The 15,298-nt window shown below is 57.6% G+C and carries 18 protein-coding genes; 5 read left to right on the top strand and 13 right to left on the bottom strand.

From position 1 onward, the window contains the following. Window positions 1-165 precede the first annotated feature (165 nt). The 4 genes from K3767_RS05900 to K3767_RS05885 all read left to right on the top strand — a co-directional run bounded on the left by K3767_RS05900 (window position 166) and on the right by K3767_RS05885 (window position 3,912). Complete coding sequence (locus tag K3767_RS05900; protein ID WP_221172643.1) at window positions 166-2,067, top strand: TonB-dependent siderophore receptor; 1,902 nt, start codon at window positions 166-168, stop codon at window positions 2,065-2,067. 41 nt (window positions 2,068-2,108) lie between these two features. After that, window positions 2,109-2,831 (top strand): DUF4198 domain-containing protein, encoded by a 723-nt coding sequence (locus K3767_RS05895; protein ID WP_221172642.1) that lies wholly within the window; start codon window positions 2,109-2,111, stop codon window positions 2,829-2,831. Window positions 2,832-2,894: 63 nt separating this feature from the next. Then, window positions 2,895-3,512: a MotA/TolQ/ExbB proton channel family protein gene (locus K3767_RS05890; protein ID WP_221172641.1), complete on the top strand. Its 618-nt coding sequence runs from the start codon at window positions 2,895-2,897 to the stop codon at window positions 3,510-3,512. After that, window positions 3,505-3,912, top strand: a complete 408-nt coding sequence (locus K3767_RS05885) for a biopolymer transporter ExbD (RefSeq protein WP_221172640.1) — start codon at window positions 3,505-3,507, stop codon at window positions 3,910-3,912. The genes K3767_RS05890 and K3767_RS05885 overlap by 8 nt, the downstream gene beginning before the upstream one ends. Before the next feature lie 157 nt (window positions 3,913-4,069). On the opposite strand, the gene K3767_RS05880 is transcribed toward K3767_RS05885, so the two are convergent. Then, window positions 4,070-4,420, bottom strand: a complete 351-nt coding sequence (locus K3767_RS05880; RefSeq protein ID WP_221172639.1) for a hypothetical protein — start codon at window positions 4,418-4,420, stop codon at window positions 4,070-4,072. A 79-nt stretch (window positions 4,421-4,499) separates the two neighbouring features. Here K3767_RS05880 and K3767_RS05875 point away from each other — a divergent pair, with 79 nt between their 5' ends. Beyond that, a complete protein-coding gene (locus K3767_RS05875; RefSeq protein WP_221172638.1) occupies window positions 4,500-4,775 on the top strand; it encodes an energy transducer TonB in 276 nt (91 codons plus the stop codon). Window positions 4,776-4,778: 3 nt separating this feature from the next. Here K3767_RS05875 and K3767_RS05870 read toward each other — a convergent pair whose 3' ends face one another. From K3767_RS05870 to K3767_RS05815, 12 genes are read right to left on the bottom strand one after another with little or no spacing between them, the layout of a single operon-like run. Next, complete coding sequence (locus K3767_RS05870; protein ID WP_221172637.1) at window positions 4,779-6,194, bottom strand: NADH-quinone oxidoreductase subunit N; 1,416 nt, start codon at window positions 6,192-6,194, stop codon at window positions 4,779-4,781. Continuing rightward, entirely contained in the window at window positions 6,175-7,713 is a 1,539-nt protein-coding gene (locus tag K3767_RS05865) for an NADH-quinone oxidoreductase subunit M (RefSeq protein WP_370630448.1), read from the bottom strand. Before K3767_RS05865 ends, K3767_RS05870 begins: the two co-directional genes overlap by 20 nt. 16 nt (window positions 7,714-7,729) lie before the next feature. Next, on the bottom strand, window positions 7,730-9,721 hold the full coding sequence (nuoL, locus tag K3767_RS05860) for an NADH-quinone oxidoreductase subunit L (protein ID WP_221172635.1): 1,992 nt from the start codon (window positions 9,719-9,721) through the stop codon (window positions 7,730-7,732). Between the two features lie 4 nt (window positions 9,722-9,725). Beyond that, window positions 9,726-10,025 carry an NADH-quinone oxidoreductase subunit NuoK gene (gene nuoK, locus K3767_RS05855; RefSeq protein WP_370630447.1) on the bottom strand — a complete coding sequence of 100 codons (300 nt, stop codon included), beginning with the start codon at window positions 10,023-10,025 and terminating at the stop codon, window positions 9,726-9,728. Next, entirely contained in the window at window positions 10,025-10,543 is a 519-nt protein-coding gene (locus tag K3767_RS05850; RefSeq protein ID WP_221172633.1) for an NADH-quinone oxidoreductase subunit J, read from the bottom strand. The genes nuoK and K3767_RS05850 overlap by 1 nt, the downstream gene beginning before the upstream one ends. Window positions 10,544-10,546: 3 nt before the next feature. Further along, entirely contained in the window at window positions 10,547-11,083 is a 537-nt protein-coding gene (gene nuoI / locus K3767_RS05845) for an NADH-quinone oxidoreductase subunit NuoI (protein ID WP_221172632.1), read from the bottom strand. A 9-nt stretch (window positions 11,084-11,092) separates the two neighbouring features. After that, on the bottom strand, window positions 11,093-12,082 hold the full coding sequence (gene nuoH, locus K3767_RS05840; protein WP_221172631.1) for an NADH-quinone oxidoreductase subunit NuoH: 990 nt from the start codon (window positions 12,080-12,082) through the stop codon (window positions 11,093-11,095). 12 nt (window positions 12,083-12,094) lie between these two features. Further along, window positions 12,095-13,324 (bottom strand): NADH dehydrogenase (quinone) subunit D, encoded by a 1,230-nt coding sequence (gene nuoD, locus K3767_RS05835; protein WP_221172630.1) that lies wholly within the window; start codon window positions 13,322-13,324, stop codon window positions 12,095-12,097. A gap of 1 nt (window position 13,325) precedes the next feature. Further along, the gene (locus tag K3767_RS05830; RefSeq protein WP_221172629.1) at window positions 13,326-13,874 is read right to left on the bottom strand and encodes an NADH-quinone oxidoreductase subunit C; all 549 of its coding nucleotides are present in this window, start codon (window positions 13,872-13,874) and stop codon (window positions 13,326-13,328) included. 3 nt (window positions 13,875-13,877) lie between these two features. After that, window positions 13,878-14,393, bottom strand: coding sequence for an NADH-quinone oxidoreductase subunit B family protein (locus tag K3767_RS05825; RefSeq protein WP_221172628.1), 516 nt, complete (start codon window positions 14,391-14,393; stop codon window positions 13,878-13,880). Further along, window positions 14,384-14,755, bottom strand: a complete 372-nt coding sequence (locus K3767_RS05820) for an NADH-quinone oxidoreductase subunit A (protein WP_255592315.1) — start codon at window positions 14,753-14,755, stop codon at window positions 14,384-14,386. Before K3767_RS05820 ends, K3767_RS05825 begins: the two co-directional genes overlap by 10 nt. Window position 14,756: 1 nt before the next feature. Then, on the bottom strand, window positions 14,757-15,224 hold the full coding sequence (locus K3767_RS05815; protein WP_221172627.1) for a 4Fe-4S dicluster domain-containing protein: 468 nt from the start codon (window positions 15,222-15,224) through the stop codon (window positions 14,757-14,759). Window positions 15,225-15,298 lie beyond the last annotated feature (74 nt).

Here is a 15,298-nt window from a genome sequence, read left to right as displayed (position 1 = left end):
TTTTCATAAAATTTGTAACACAGATAACCGCTTCCCCCGGGACTGTCAAGCCGGAACCGGAACTCTAGGGACTCCGATTAGTAGCACTTTTTATAAAATCTTGACACTAACCCCTTCTCCGATATATTGTGCCATCAATTTTTAAAAAATATTACGGAGGTGATTATGGGACGGGTCGTGTTCCTCCTGCTTCTCGCCCTGGGACTGTTCCCTTTCAAGGCCGGGGCCGGCGAAGTCTCCGGTTCCACGAGGGAGATCGTAATCACCGCCACCAAGACTCCACACCCCCTGGAAGAGGTTCCGGTAGAAACCTACATAATCACTCAGAAGGATATAGAAAGTTCAAGTTCTCAGACCGTAAGCGATCTTCTGCGTTATGTACCCGGTATCTTCGTGAGGGATGAGGATGCTCCCGGAATATCCGCCTGGCGAGCCCTGATCCGGGGTCTCGGTTTCAACGAGGGTTACGGATTAATCCTTTTAGACGGTGAACGCGTACGGGGTGAAGGAATGGGAGATTCCGGGATAGGACTGAACCAGATACCCCCGCAGATGATCGAACGAATAGAGATAGTGGAGGGACCGGCCTCGGTGCTTTACGGAAGCGATGCCCTGGCCGGAGTGGTCAACATTATCACCAAAGAGATCCCCGAGCGCACCATCTACGGTTTCGAGGGGGGCTACGGAAGTTATGACACCAATCTTCAATATCTCTACTGGGGAACCCGGGAAGACCCCTGGGGACTTCTTCTTCAGGTGGCCCGGGAGGAATCCGAAATGGGAGCCTACGGGGTAAAGAACAACCGCAACGAGGATTACGAACGCCAGAGCTTCATGGCCAAATGGACCTACAAGCTGGGGGAGGGGCTCCTGGCCGGTCTCAAAATGAGCGTACAGCAGGACGAAAGACACACGGACTATCGCACCCAGGACACCTTCGTGGTCCGGAAGGCCTGGAAATACCGTATCTCCCCCTATCTCAAATTCACCCTCTCCAATGACTCCGAACTCTTCGTGCGAGCCTACTATTATGACTGGAAGTTTACCGCTCACTCCCGCGGTACTGATCCCTATCCCTACGCCCTTTATCGCGGGGATATGTATTATCGGGTGGTTGAAAGTCGCTATACCAAACCCGTGGGAGAACTTCACCTCCTTACGGTGGGAGCGGAGTACCGGAATGAAGAGCTGGACTACACCTTTTCCCATCGTAAGATGGATATCTACAGCATTTACCTTCAGGACGAACTGGAACTGTTTTGGAAAAAACCCTTTAACCTGGTCTTAGGCTCCCGTCTAGATCACCATTCTGTATACGGTACCGAAATCTGTCCTAAAGTAAGCCTTCTTTTCAAAGTGACACCGGACCTGCGGCTTCGAGCTTCTATAGGAAGAGGTTTCAAAGCTCCCACCATCAGGCAGGCTTTCTATACCGAACCCTATCCCCATGGCCATTACTTTTATGTTTCCAATCCGGATCTCGACGCGGAAACTTCCTGGGGTTGCTCCTTGGGACTGGAAAAGATCTGGAGAGCTCGCCTGCGCCTCGGGCTTTCGCTGTTTCGCAACGATGTGAAGCACATGATCATCCGCTATTACACCTATCGAGATATAAACGGGGACGGAATGGCGGAAAAAATACGCACATTTAAAAACGCCCGGAAGGCTTATACTCAGGGCGCGGAGGTCTATGTGCGGGCGAGTTTCTTTGAGGATTTTCTCCGTCTTAATCTAGCCTATACCTATACCGATACCGAAGACAAAGATACCGGAAAGGAGCTCCCCTTCGTTCCTCATCATGTTCTTGCGGCTCATGTGATTCTCACTCATCAGGGCCTGGGGCTTACCTTTGATCTGGGCTTTCAGTTCGCAAGTGAACTCTACACCAATACCGACAATACCGAACGAAATCCCAGTTACTCGGTGGTAGATATCAAGATTCTGAAACATGTTGGACGAGTGGTCCTATCCCTGGAGGGCAACAATATCTTCAATTCAGACTACGGAGAGCCTGATCGAACCTGGTGGGGAGCCACCTGGCTTCTGCGTGCCAGAATGGATTTTTAAAATTTTAAAATTCGAAAATCTTTGCAGGAGGAGGTGATATTATGAAAAAACTGGTGATTCTCGGTAGTCTGTGCCTGGGATTTTTTATCCTGGCGAACCCGGCCAGAGGCCACGACCTATGGCTCTACACCCCTCATTTTTACTTTTCTCCCGGCGAAACCGTAAATCTTAAAATTTGTTTTGGACACAATTTTCCCCATGACGATCTCATAATTCCTCCGGAGAGCCTGAGTCCTTTCGTGGTTCTGAGCCCATCCGGAAAAAAGTTCACGGTCCACGATCTCGAACCACACCCCCTCAGCAAAAAACCGCGTTCTCGGAAGGGCTTTGTGTTAGCCCGTTTCACTCCTCCCGAGGAGGGGGTTTATGTAGTGGGGACTGCCCGGGTACGCAGGGGTACTCCGGAACAGGTTCCTTCCGGAAAGTACGCCAAGGCCATAATCGTGGTGGGACAAAACCTTAAAGGATCCTTCACAGAACCCTTGGGGTACAGACTGGAAATTATCCCCCTGAAAAATCCCGCCCTGATAAAACCCGGAGAGGAACTTCCGGTACGGATTATGTTTGACGGAAAACCCCTTTCCACCTTTGTCTATGCCACTTATGCCGGCTACTGGTCCGAAAAAGAACCTTTTCCGGTGATTACCCGTAGCGATGCCAGAGGCATAGCCCGCATCAAAATTGCCCGTCCCGGAGTGTGGATGGTGGTATGCAATCACCGGGTTGATTTCTCGGCCTCCCTTACCTTTGAGGTACGGGATTAACGGTTCGTAAAAATGTAGGTAGATTTAGCCTGAAATTCCCCCTGGGGGAACAGGGTGCCAAATGTGAACTGGCTATTCGAAAAGGGCGGATTGGTGATGGGACCGCTTGCGGCGGTCTCGGTCCTGGGGGTGGCCGTATTTCTGGAACGGCTCTTTTATCTTCTTCTGGCCCCCCGGGGCGCTCGCGAGCTTGCCGAAAGGGTAGCGGAAAGAATACTCACCGATGGACTCGAGGCCGCGAGGGCCGAGGCCGCTAGGGCCTCGGGGCCGGTGGCCCGCATGCTTCACGAGGGTCTCTCCCTAGGGGAGACCGATCCGGAGGTCACGGAAAAACTCCTCTCCTTCGCCGCCGAGAGGGAACTCGAGAGTCTCTCCCGCGGGTTCGGATTTCTGGCCCTCATGGCCAATGTGGCCCCCCTCCTGGGACTCCTGGGTACGGTGCTCGGAATGATTCGGGCCTTCCAAACCGTGGAAGCCCTGGGCGCCCGGGTGACTCCCTCGGATCTGGCCGGGGGGATCTGGGAGGCCATGCTCACCACAGCGGTGGGACTCACCGTGGCCATCCCCCTCATGGTGGGACTTTCCCTGCTGGAAGGACGCCTGGCCAGAATCCGGGCCGAACTGGAAGAAGCCGGAGCCGTGGTTCTCAAGGCCCTTCACGAAAGAACGCGACATGCTTAAGCTCGGATACAGATCCCGTCCCCGGGTAGTCGTGCCCCTGGCCGCCCTTATCGATGTGGTCTTCCTCCTCCTGATCTACTTTCTCCTCACCTCGAGCTTCGTCTCCCGCACGGGTCTAAAACTCGAACTTCCCGAGGCCGGGACCTCCGCTCCGGTTACCGGGCCCATAGTGGTGGAGGTGGATCGAAGGGGAGGAATCTTCTTCGAGGGCCGGCCTCTTTCCACGGAAGGTCTGGAGCATCTCCTGAACCGGAAAATCGCTAGCGGTAAGACACGCTCGGTTCTCATTAGGGCCGATCGCCGCGCCCCCCTCCAGGCGGTGGTCTCGGTCATGGAGGTGGCCCGCAGAGCCGGAGCCAGAGGAGTGGCCCTGGCCGTAAGATCCCGGCCCAAACCATGAGAGAAACTCCTCCCGGTCTCTCTTTTTTTCTGGCTCTCACACTCTCTATTCTCCTCCACCTGGCTATTCTTTACGGTCTTCCCCGGACCGAAAGACGAGCCCCGCAAAGGTCCGGCACCTCCCTTGAAATCTTCCTTGTTCCCGGGAAAGGAAACGCTCACCCCTCCCCTTCCCTCCCGTCCTCAGGGTCCCGCCATCGCTCATCGAAACCGAAGTCCCGGAAATCGCTCCATCGCCTGCGCTCCCCTTCGCCGCCGAAAAGAATCCGCCTACGCCGAAAACCCCCGATTTCTCCTCCAACTTCCCTTAAGCCGAAACCCCTTCTTCCCGAAACGGGTCCCCCCTCGGGGGGCACGCCATCCCCCGAAAACAGATCCCGATCCCGCACCTCAGAAAACCTCGCCAGGAACCGCTCCGGGTCGGGGTCTTCTCCCCGAAAACCCGCCTCCGCAAAGTCTTCCGAAAGGGTTTCCCCCCGGGAGGGCCCTTCACCCCCGACACACCGCACATCTCAAACCGGCCCGGCCTCTCCGGAGAGAAGTGCCCGTCCGGGTTCCTCCCTCGATGAGCAGGCGGAGACCTCTTATGTGAGCCTGCTTCTGGCCCGCATCGCCTCACACCGCTATTACCCGCGACTGGCCCGGATCCGGGGATATGAGGGACGGGTTATTCTGGCCGTAACCATCGGGGCCTCCGGGGAACTGGTGGACCTGAGGATACTAAAGGGATCGGGTCATCGGGTGCTGGATCGCGCGGCCCTCCGGATGGTGCACCGGGCCGCCCCCTTTCCTGCACCGCCCCCCACTCTGGGGCCCTTCCCCAGAAAGTTCACCATCCCCATCCGGTTCGAACTGAACCCGTAGTGATCAGAAGGCGCTGGAAAATACCGTATGGATAAGGGAGCCCGGATAGATTCCGATAAGAAGCACCCCCAGGGCGGAAAGCCCCAGAGCCGCCCAGAGATAGGGTGAGGAAGCAGTGCGAATCTCCCCCGCCGGTTCCTTCATGTACATGAGCATGACGATCCTAAGATAGGGATAGGCGGCTATGGTGCTCGCCAGCACCGCCAGCACCGCCAGCACCGGATATCCGGCGTGCACCGCCGCCCGGAACACATAAAATTTTCCGATAAATCCGGCGGTGGGCGGAATTCCGGCCAGAGAAAACATGAAAAGCAACATGAAAAAGGCCGGAAGCGGGGACAGCTTGGCCAGACCCTGATAATCGAAAATGTTCTCCCCTATCCCCGCCTCCCGCTGAAGCAGGGTCACCATACCGAAGGCCCCGATGTTCATAAAGGCGTAGATAAACAGGTAAAGAAGGACCGCGGAAAGCCCCTCACGGGTGCCGGCCACCAGCCCCAGAAGAATGTAACCCGCGTGGGCCACGGAGGAGTAAGCGAGCATGCGTTTGATATTGGTTTGAACCACCGCGAGCATCGCACCCACGAACATCGTGAGCACCGCAAAAGGCACGAGGAACTTCACCCAGAGCTCGTGCGCGGGAGCAAAGGCGAGAAGGAAGATCCTTCCAAAGGCCGCAAAACCGGCCGCCTTGGCCGCCACGGACATGAAGGCCGTGATAGGCGTGGGAGCCCCCTCGTAGGCATCGGGAGCCCACATGTGAAAGGGCACCATGGCCACCTTGAAACCGAGAGCGATCAGGAAAAAGAGAATGCCGGAAAGGAGCGCCGTACGGGAAGATATCCCGGATAGAGCTTTTTGAATTTCAAAAAGATTGAGACTTCCGGAAAGACCGTAAATAAGGGCCAACCCCATAACCAGAAAGGCCGAGGCTAGCGACCCCAGAAGGAAATACTTGAGCGCCCCCTCCAGACTCCGGGGATCACGAAATCCCATGGCCACCAGCACATAGATGGAAAGACTCATCAGCTCGAGTCCCAGATAAATGACCAGAAGATCCGTTCCCGAGGCCATGAACATCATTCCGCACACCGCAAAGTAAAGGAGCCCGTAATATTCCCCGAAATGAAACCCTTCTCTTTCCGCGTAAACCGGAGAAATCAGAATAGAAAGGAAAAGACTCAGGAGAAATACGGTCTTCAGGAAGAACCCGTAGTGGTCGGCCACATAACTGGAGGCAAAGGCCCCTCCGAGGCTCTCCCGGCACAGCCACCAGGCCAGCACCGTCCCCACCAGGGCCAGCCAGAAGAAAAAGGCCTTGGCCCGAACCGCCCGATCGAAAAGAACCATAAACGAAGCCACCACGATGAGAAATATCTCGGGCGATACAGCCTTGAGATTAACCAGCGAAAACGGCATGGAGCCCCTCCTTTATGAGCTGGCTTAAAGAGAGTACCGGACCGGCTGAATGCACATGGGTAAGCAGACCGTTCACCGAAACATGCATGAAGGAAAGAAACGGCTTGGGATAGATCCCGATCCAGAGGACCAGAATGAGCATGGGGAGGAGAGCCACCGTCTCGCGCAACTTCATGTCCGGAAGTCCGGCTATGGTCGGGTTTATCTTCTGGCAGAAGACCCGCTGATAGAGCCAGAGCATGTAGCAGGCGCCCAGGATCACCCCGGTGGCGGCAAAAGCCGCCGCCCACTTCTTGGCCTGGAAGGTGCCCAGCAGGATGAGAAACTCGCCTATGAACCCGTTGGTCCCAGGAAGACCGATGGAGGCCATGGTGAAGACCAGGAAGAAGGCCGCATAAACCGGCATGACCGTGGCCAGGCCTCCATAATGGGAGATCTCCCGGCTGTGCGTACGGTCGTAAACGATCCCCACGCACATAAAGAGCGCCCCGGTGACCACCCCGTGGTTGACCATCTGGAGGATGGCCCCTTCCATCCCGTTGGCGGTGAGAGAAAAGATCCCCAGGGTGACGAACCCCATGTGACTTACGGAGCTATAGGCGATGAGCCGTTTGAGATCACTCTGAGCCAGACAGGCCAGCGCCCCGTAGATGATGGCCACGATGGAAAGAACCAGCATGGGTACCGCCAGGGCCAGGGTGGCCTTGGGGAAAAAGGACAGGGAGAAGCGCAGGAATCCGTACGCCCCCATCTTGATGAGAATTCCGGCCAGGATCACCGAACCGGCCGTGGGGGCCTCGGTGTGGGCGTCGGGAAGCCAGGTGTGCACCGGCCACATGGGCACCTTGACCGCAAAGGCCGCCATAAAGGCCAGAAAGAGAAGGATCTGTAAGCCGTAGGGAAGGCCCATCCGCATGAGAGAGGGGATCTCAAAGGTCCCGGCCTTAAAGTAAATCACGATAATACCGATGAGCATCAAAACCGAGCCCACCAGCGTATAGAGGAAGAACTTAATGGTGGCGTAGAGCCTCCGCGGACCTCCCCAGATACCAATGATGAGATACATGGGAATGAGCATGGCCTCCCAGAAGATGTAGAAGAGGAAGAGATCCAGCGCACAGAAGACCCCGATCATGGCCGCCGAGGTGAGAAGAAGCGCGATGTAAAACTCCTTGACCTTCTCCGTGATGGATTCCCACGAGATAAGAATACAGAGGATGGTGATAAGGGCGGAAAGGAGGATGAAGAGAAGACTTATACCGTCCACCCCCAGGAAGTACTGCACCCCCAGGGCCTTTATCCACGGATGCTTTTCCACGAACTGGAAACCCGAAAAACCCCTGTCGAAGGAGAACCACAGAGGGAGACTAACCGCAAAGTCCGCCAGTGCCACCACCAGGGCCAGGGCCTTGATAAGCCCCTCCGCCCTGCGGGGCACCACGAAGAGCAGGGCCGCACCCGCCACCGGAAGCCAGATGATCAGTGAAAGCAAGGGAAATTCCGCCATCTTAAGATCCATCATAGGCTAACCCCGCCTAAAAGTAATAGTGTAGCAACACGAATAGGGCCAGAGCACCGCAGGCCATGATCAGGGCATAGTACTGTACCACCCCCGACTGGAAACGCCTGAGCCCGCTACCACCGAGCCGTACCGCCTCCGGAACCCCGTTCACGGTCCCCTCGATGACGAAGGTATCCACGATAAGCCCCACAAAGGTCCGGGAAACCCAGAGGGTGGGTTTTACGATGGTGTAGAGATAGATCTCATCCCAGTACCACTTCCGATAGAGATAACGGTAGAAAAGCGGCAACTTCTGAGGTACCAGCTGCTGAAGCGAGGGACGGCGGATGTAAACCAGCCAGGCCAGGGCAATCCCCAAAAGGCCGGCCAGGGTGGATACGCCCATGAGAGCGAACTCCAGGGCCTTTTCCGAATGCTCAAACCCGGCGGGCACCCGAAATTCCGGATGTCCGAGCACCGGAGCCATAAAATGCGCGAAGTGATTGCTTCCTCCCAGGACCTCGGGAATACCCACCCAGCCCGCGGCCACGGCTCCGATGGCAATGAGCATCAGCGGAACGGTCATAACCTTGGGAGACTCGTGGGGCTCCTTTCCGTGGAGCACTTCGCGCCCGCGGAACTCTCCGTGAAAGGCCATGAAGACCACCCGGAAGGAGTAAAAGGCCGTAAGGGCCGCCACAAAGGTGCCCACCGCCCACACCCACCGCCCCCAGGGATACACGGAAAAGAAGGCCGAGGCCAGAATCTCGTCCTTACTGAAGAATCCGGCCAGGCCCGGTACTCCGGAGATGGAAAGCGAGGCGATGAGAAAGGTCCAGTAGGTGGCGGGCATGTACCTCCGAAGCCCTCCCATGTAACGCATGTCGTTGGGATCCGGAGCGTGGTGCATGGCGTGAATCACGCTTCCGGCCCCCAGAAAGAGCAGCGCCTTAAAGTAAGCGTGGGTGAAGAGGTGAAACATACCCGCGGCAAAGGCCCCCACCCCGCAGGCCATGAACATGTAGCCCAGCTGGGAGAGGGTGGAATAGGCGATTACCCGTTTTATGTCGAACTGCGTGGGGGCGATGGTGGCGGCCATGAAACAGGTTATGGTTCCCGCAAGCGCCACCACGGCCATGGCCACCGGCGAGAGCTCAAAAATGGCGTGACACCGTGCCACCATGAAGACCCCGGCGGTCACCATGGTGGCAGCGTGAATCAGGGCCGAAACCGGAGTGGGACCCTCCATGGCATCCGGCAACCACACATGCAGCGGAAACTGAGCGCTCTTGCCCAGAGCCCCGCAGAAAAGGAGAAGGGCTATCAGGGTGGGGACGGCTACCTCGTGCCCCAGGAGGTTCAGGTGCCGTCCGGCAATGTCGTGCACCCGGGTAAAAACATCCTGATAGTAGAGACTCCCGAAGAACACGAAGACCAGGAACACCCCCAGGGCAAATCCGAAATCCCCGAAACGGTTCACGATAAAGGCCTTTTTGGCCGCATCCGCCGCGCTCTTCTTCTCGTACCAGAAACCGATGAGAAGATAGGAACAGAGCCCCACCGCCTCCCAGCCGAAGTAGAGTTGCAGGAAGTTGTTGGCCGAAACCAGCATGAGCATGGAGAAGGTGAAAAGAGAGATGTAGGAAAAGAACCGATAATAGCCGGGATCGTCGGCCATGTAGCCGATGGAGTACACATGAATGAGGAAGGAAAGGGAACAGACCATGGCCAGCATCATGGCCGAAAGGGGATCGATCTGAAACCCCACCCCCACCTTAATTCCGGAGGCGGCCAGCCAGGTAAAGAGATCGAAATTGGCCCAGGTGCCGTGGATGACCTCCCACAGCACCTTCAGGGAAAGGAGAAAGGACCCGAAGACCGCCGCACAGGGAAGCCAGTGGGCCTTGTCCCGAATGTAACGCCTGCCGAAAATAAGGGTGATCACCGAAGCCAGAAGCGGAAGACCGGGAATCCAGACTACATAATGGAGTGCGTCGCTTGCGTATTTTGCGGTCTCGGCATGCATGGCCCTACCCCTTGAGCATCTTTACTTCGTCCATGTGCACCTCACGGAACCTCTTGTAAAGGAGCACCACCAGGGAAAGCCCTATGGCCGCCTCCGCCGCGGCCACGGCAATCACGAAAAATACTACGATATGCCCGGCCACATCCTGCATGGCCGTGCCGAAAGCGGCAAGGGCCACATTGGCCGCATTGAGCATGATCTCTATGGAAAGGAGCATGATGATCACATTCCGGCGCGCCACAAAACCGAAAAGCCCCACCCCAAAAAGCGCCAGAGCCAGGTAAAGATACCACTGAAGGGGAATCATCTCTCCACCTCCCTGAGACGCCTTACCAGCACCACGGCTCCCAGGACCGCCACCAGAAGCAGCACTCCGGCCACCTCAAAGGCCAGAATGTATTCCCTGAAAAGGTGTTCTCCCAGAATACGCACATGCCCCCGAGAAAGAAGCGCCGCCGGGGTAAGAATTCCCTTAGAGGAAGCCACCCTGAACCCGGAAAGCGCCGCTCCGGAGAGAACCAGAAGGAAAAACACCACCAGGAAGGCCCACGGCGAAGTCCCCACAAAACGGGGAAATCGTACCTCCTCCCGAAGGTTGATCATGTAAACCACGAAGAGAAAGAGCACCAGCACCGCTCCCGCATAGACCAGGACCTGAATGGCCGCCAGAAACTCGGCCTGAAGGGTGAGAAAAAGCACGGCCTGGTGTAAAAACATAACCAGGGCCCAGAGCACCGCCTTTACCGCATTCCTGGAGGTAACCACCAGAAGGGAAGTTCCCAGAATGGCCAGCACCAGATAGGCAAAAAGTGCCTTCTCCATACCCTACACCCCCTCCGCCTTCCTCTTAGGAGCCGGAAGCATCTTCTCCGGTATCCCGCGCGGTTTCCAGTAAGGATTGAAGTAGGGTCGCTTCTGGGTCACCAGGAATTCGTCCCAGTTCCTGAGAAGCCTCTCTTTATCGAAATAAAGATCCTCGCGGCTGTACCCCGCGTACTCGTAAAACTCGGTGAGCACGATGGCGTTTACCGGGCAGACCTCCTGGCAATAGCCGCAGAACACGCAACGCAACACCTCCACATCGTAACGCTTGACCACCATGCGCCGGGTCTCCGGATCCCTTTCGGTCTCGATGTAAATGCATTTCGAGGGACAGACCTTGGCACAGCGAAGACAGCCGATGCAACGCTCCCGACCCGTCTCCGGATCCCGCACCAGGGCGTGACGCCCGCGAAATCCCGGGGCCACCGGCTTTTTCTCCTCGGGGTACTGCACCGTGACCGGCCGGGAGAACATCTTGCGCAGGGTGAGAAGCAATCCCCTGGCGATCTCGGTGAGAAATATGGTTCGAACCGGATTCATCTCCCCTCCTTACACCCAGAGCTTGATCAGCCCGGTAACCAGAATATTGAGAAGCGAAAGGGGAATCAAAACCTTCCAGCCCAGCCCCATGAGCTGATCGTAGCGGTAACGGGGAAGGGTGGCCCGCACCCAGATGTAGAAAAAGAGAAGGGCGTAAAGTTTCACCAGGAACCAGAAAAAGGGTATACCCGGCACCTCGAAGGGACCGGCCCAGCCCCCGAGGAAACAGGTCACCGCCACGGCGCTCATCACCACCATCCCGAAGTACTCCGCCAGATAGAAAAGACCGAACCGAATTCCACTGTATTCCACGAAGTATCCCGCCACGAGCTCCGTTTCCGCCTCCGGAAGATCGAAGGGCACCCGGTTGGTCTCCGCAATGGCCGAAACCATGAAGACGAAGAAACCCACGATCTGGGGAATGGCGTAAATCTTGAATGGACTGGCCACCTGGGCCCGAACGATGTCGGAAAGGTTCATGGATCCGGCCATCAGCATGACCCCTACCAGGGAAAGGGCCATGGCCACCTCGTAGCTGACCACCTGGGCTGAGGCCCGCAGCCCTCCCAGAAAGGCGTAGCGGGAGTTGGAGGCCCAGCCTGAAAGGATGACCCCGTAGGAGGAAAGTGAGCTCAGGGCCAGAATCACCAGGAGCCCCACATTCACATTGGCCAGAACGAACTTCTGCCAGACCGGAATCACCGCCAGACTGGTGGCCCCTGCCACCAGAGAAATAAAGGGGGCCAGGTAAAAGAGGCTTTTTGTGGCCCCCTGGGGTACGATGTCCTCCTTGGTGAGAAGCTTCAAGACATCGGCGATGGGCTGAAGAAGTCCCCGGGGACCCACCCGGTTGGGACCGAGACGCTGCTGCATGCGCCCGATGACCTTTCTCTCCGCATAGGTGGTGTAGGCCACATGGAGGAGCGCCACCACGAGAAGTATCAGCGCCTCGACCACCAGGATCAGACCCGGAAGTATAGCCTTAAGGATCTCCCCCATCCCCTACCTCCCCTATCGATCGCATTCCCCGAGCACCACATCCAGGGTTCCGATCACCGCGATAATGTCCGCCACCATGTGCCCCTTTACCAGTTCGGGAATGGCCGAAATGTGTACGAAAGAAGGCGCCCGCACCCGCACCCGCCAGGGTCTCCCCGACCCGTCGCTCACGATGTAGTAGCCGAGCTCCCCCTTGGGGGCCTCTATGGAAACATACACCTCCCCCTCCGGCACCACCGGCACCTCGGCCCCCTTGACCAGAAACCCTTTCTTGGGATGAGGAGCCGCCTGCGGAACCTTCTTCTTCTCGGGCATCAGAAGATCCGGTGCGCCCTCGGCCACCACCGGCTCCCCATCGGTCTCCGGAAGTTTGTCCAGACACTGCCGAATGATCCGGTTGGCCTGACGCAACTCCTCCATGCGCACCCGGTACCGATCGTAGGTGTCGCCCACCTTCCCCACCGGAACCTCGAATTCCACCTCGTCGTAGGCATCGTAAGGACGGAACTTGCGCACATCGTAGGGCACCCCGGACCCCCGAAGGGAGGGACCGGTAAGCCCCAGATTCAGGGCCTTTTCCGGAGGCACCACCGCAATGCCCCTGGTGCGCTTGAGCCAGATCCGGTTCACATCAATCAGGGTCTCGTAATCGGTGATGCGACCGGGGAATTCCTCGGTAAAGCGATAGAGCTCGTCCACGATCTCCGAGGTAAAGTCCAGGCGCACGCCCCCGATACGGGTGTAACTAACCGTGAGCCTGGCCCCGCAGATCTTCTCGTAGATGTCCAGCAACCACTCACGGTCGCGGAAACAGTAAAGGAAGACCGTCATGGCCCCGATGTCCAGCGCGTGAGTGGCCAGCCACAAAAGGTGACTGGAAATACGGGCCATTTCACAGACGATGGTGCGAAGCAACCTGGCCCGACGGGGAACGGAAAGCCCCAGAAGCTTTTCCACCGCCAGACAGTATCCCGTGTTGTTGGCCGCGGAGGAGATGTAGTCCAGCCGATCGGTGAGAACCAGGGCCTGACTGTAGGTGAGATTTTCGGAAAGTTTCTCAAGTCCCCGGTGGAGATAACCGATCCGCGGATCACAGCGGACGATGTTCTCTCCGTCAAGCTCGAGGTAGAGCCGGAGCACCCCGTGGGTGGAGGGATGCTGGGGCCCCATGTTCACCACAAAGGGCTCCTCCCACTCCGGATGGCCGATCTGACGACTGCGAATCTCCACCGTGGGTGCCATGCTATCCCCCCCTCACCCGCCGATCTCCCCACTCGTAGCGGGAAAGCTCACGGGCCTTCCTCCGAAGCTCCTCATATCCGGGCCACTCCTCCTCGGGCTCAAGCGGATAGTCCTTCCTGAGGGGATGCCCGGACCAGTCCTCCGGCATGAGAAGGCGCCGGAGGTCCGGATGCCCCTCAAACCGAATCCCGAACATGTCGTAACACTCCCGCTCGAACCAGTTGGCCACCCGCCAGATGCCCGTAACCGAGGGAACCCGGGGATCGTTTTCCGGAACGGCCACCTTCACCCGCAGAAGCTCCCTACGGGAAAGGGAATAGAGGTTGTAGACCACCTCAAAACGCTCCGGTCTCTTCCCCTTTCCCTTCCAGCCCAGGTAATCCACCCCGCACAGATCCGCCAGATGCTTGAAGTCGAGCTCGTCGTGGAGGTAACGCATCACCTCCACCACCCTCTCCCGCTCCACATAAACGCTGGTCTGATCTACCGAGACCTCTTCACCGTACACCGCGGAACCGAAGCGCTCTTTTAACTTTTCCACCACGCTCATGGCCTATCTCCAGAATCCCCAGCGTCCGGCCTCGCGCCGGATCTTTTCCTGCAACTTCATAAGCCCGTACATCAGGGCCTCGGGGCGCGGCGGACAGCCGGGGATGTAGACATCCACCGGGAGAAACTCGTCACAGCCCTGCACCGTGGAATAGGTGCGGAACACGCCTCCCGAACAGGCGCAGCTGCCCATCGCGATCACATACCGGGGCTCGGGCATCTGATCGTAGACCCGGCGCACCACCGGAGCCATCTTCTTCGTCACCGTCCCGGCCACGATCAGCACATCGGCCTGCCGGGGTGAGGCCCGGAAGATGATCCCGAAACGATCGAGATCGTGATGACTGGCGCCGGTGGCCATCATTTCGATGGCACAGCAGGCCAGCCCGAAGGTCATGGGCCATAGTGATCCCGTGCGGGCCCAGTTAATGAGCTTGTCAAGAGGGGTAATAAAGGCCGGTGTGCCGGGAATGTGGCGTACATCCGGAGCTACCTCTACGGTGTGTTTTTCTACTCCCATTGAAAAGCCCCCCTGATCCAGGCGTAGACATAGGCCACCAGCAAGAGCACAATGAAGACGACCATTTCCACATAAGCCAGGGCCCCCAGTTTCCCGAAGGAAACCGCCCAGGGATAGAGAAACACCGCCTCCACATCGAAGACCACGAAAAGTATGGCTATAGCGTAAAACTTGACCGAAAAGGGGTGCCTGGGCTCGCCGGAGGGCGGGAGACCGCACTCGTACCGGGTCCTCTTTTCCGGATAGGGTCGGTGCAGACCGAGGATCTGGTTGACGATGATCATGGAAAGCCCTATCACGCAGACCAGAGCCGCCAGGATCAGAATCGGTAGATATTTAACCGCCAGAACCGTCTCCCCCACCCTAACCCTCCTTGCCCGAAGCCGCCTTCTTGGCCGCCGGTTTCTTGGCCGGCTTCTTGGCCGGCGGCTTGACCTCCTTCACCGCAAGGGCCTGATTGGGACAGGCCGCCACACAGTGCGGTTTCTCTCCCGCGGCCACCCTCTCCTTGCAGAGATCACACTTGTTGACCTTTCCGGTGGCGGGATTGAACTGGGGAAACCCCCAGGGGCAGGCGTAAACGCAATTGACGCACCCCACACAGATCTCCCGCACCAGAAGCACCACCCCGTCCTCCCGCCGGATGGCCCCGGTGGGACAGGCCGCCTCACACTGCGGCTTCTTACACTGCATACAGGAAAAGTAGGCGAACTTGTCCCCGACCTTGACCACCCAGCAGTTGGCCACCCCCTCGTGAGCCTCGGCACAGGCGGAAACGCAGGAAAGACAACCATCACATTTTTCGGAATCGTGGGCTACCGTGTACGGCATGGCTCTATATAAGACAAAAAGTCATTTTAAAGTCAACCTTGACCTTCCTCGGTGGCCTAAACTTGCGGGGAATT

The organism is Thermosulfurimonas sp. F29, from assembly GCF_019688735.1.
GTDB lineage: Bacteria > Desulfobacterota > Thermodesulfobacteria > Thermodesulfobacteriales > Thermodesulfobacteriaceae > Thermosulfurimonas_A.
Note: the sequence above shows the minus strand (reverse complement) of the source record. Positions and strands in the feature narration are given on the sequence as shown.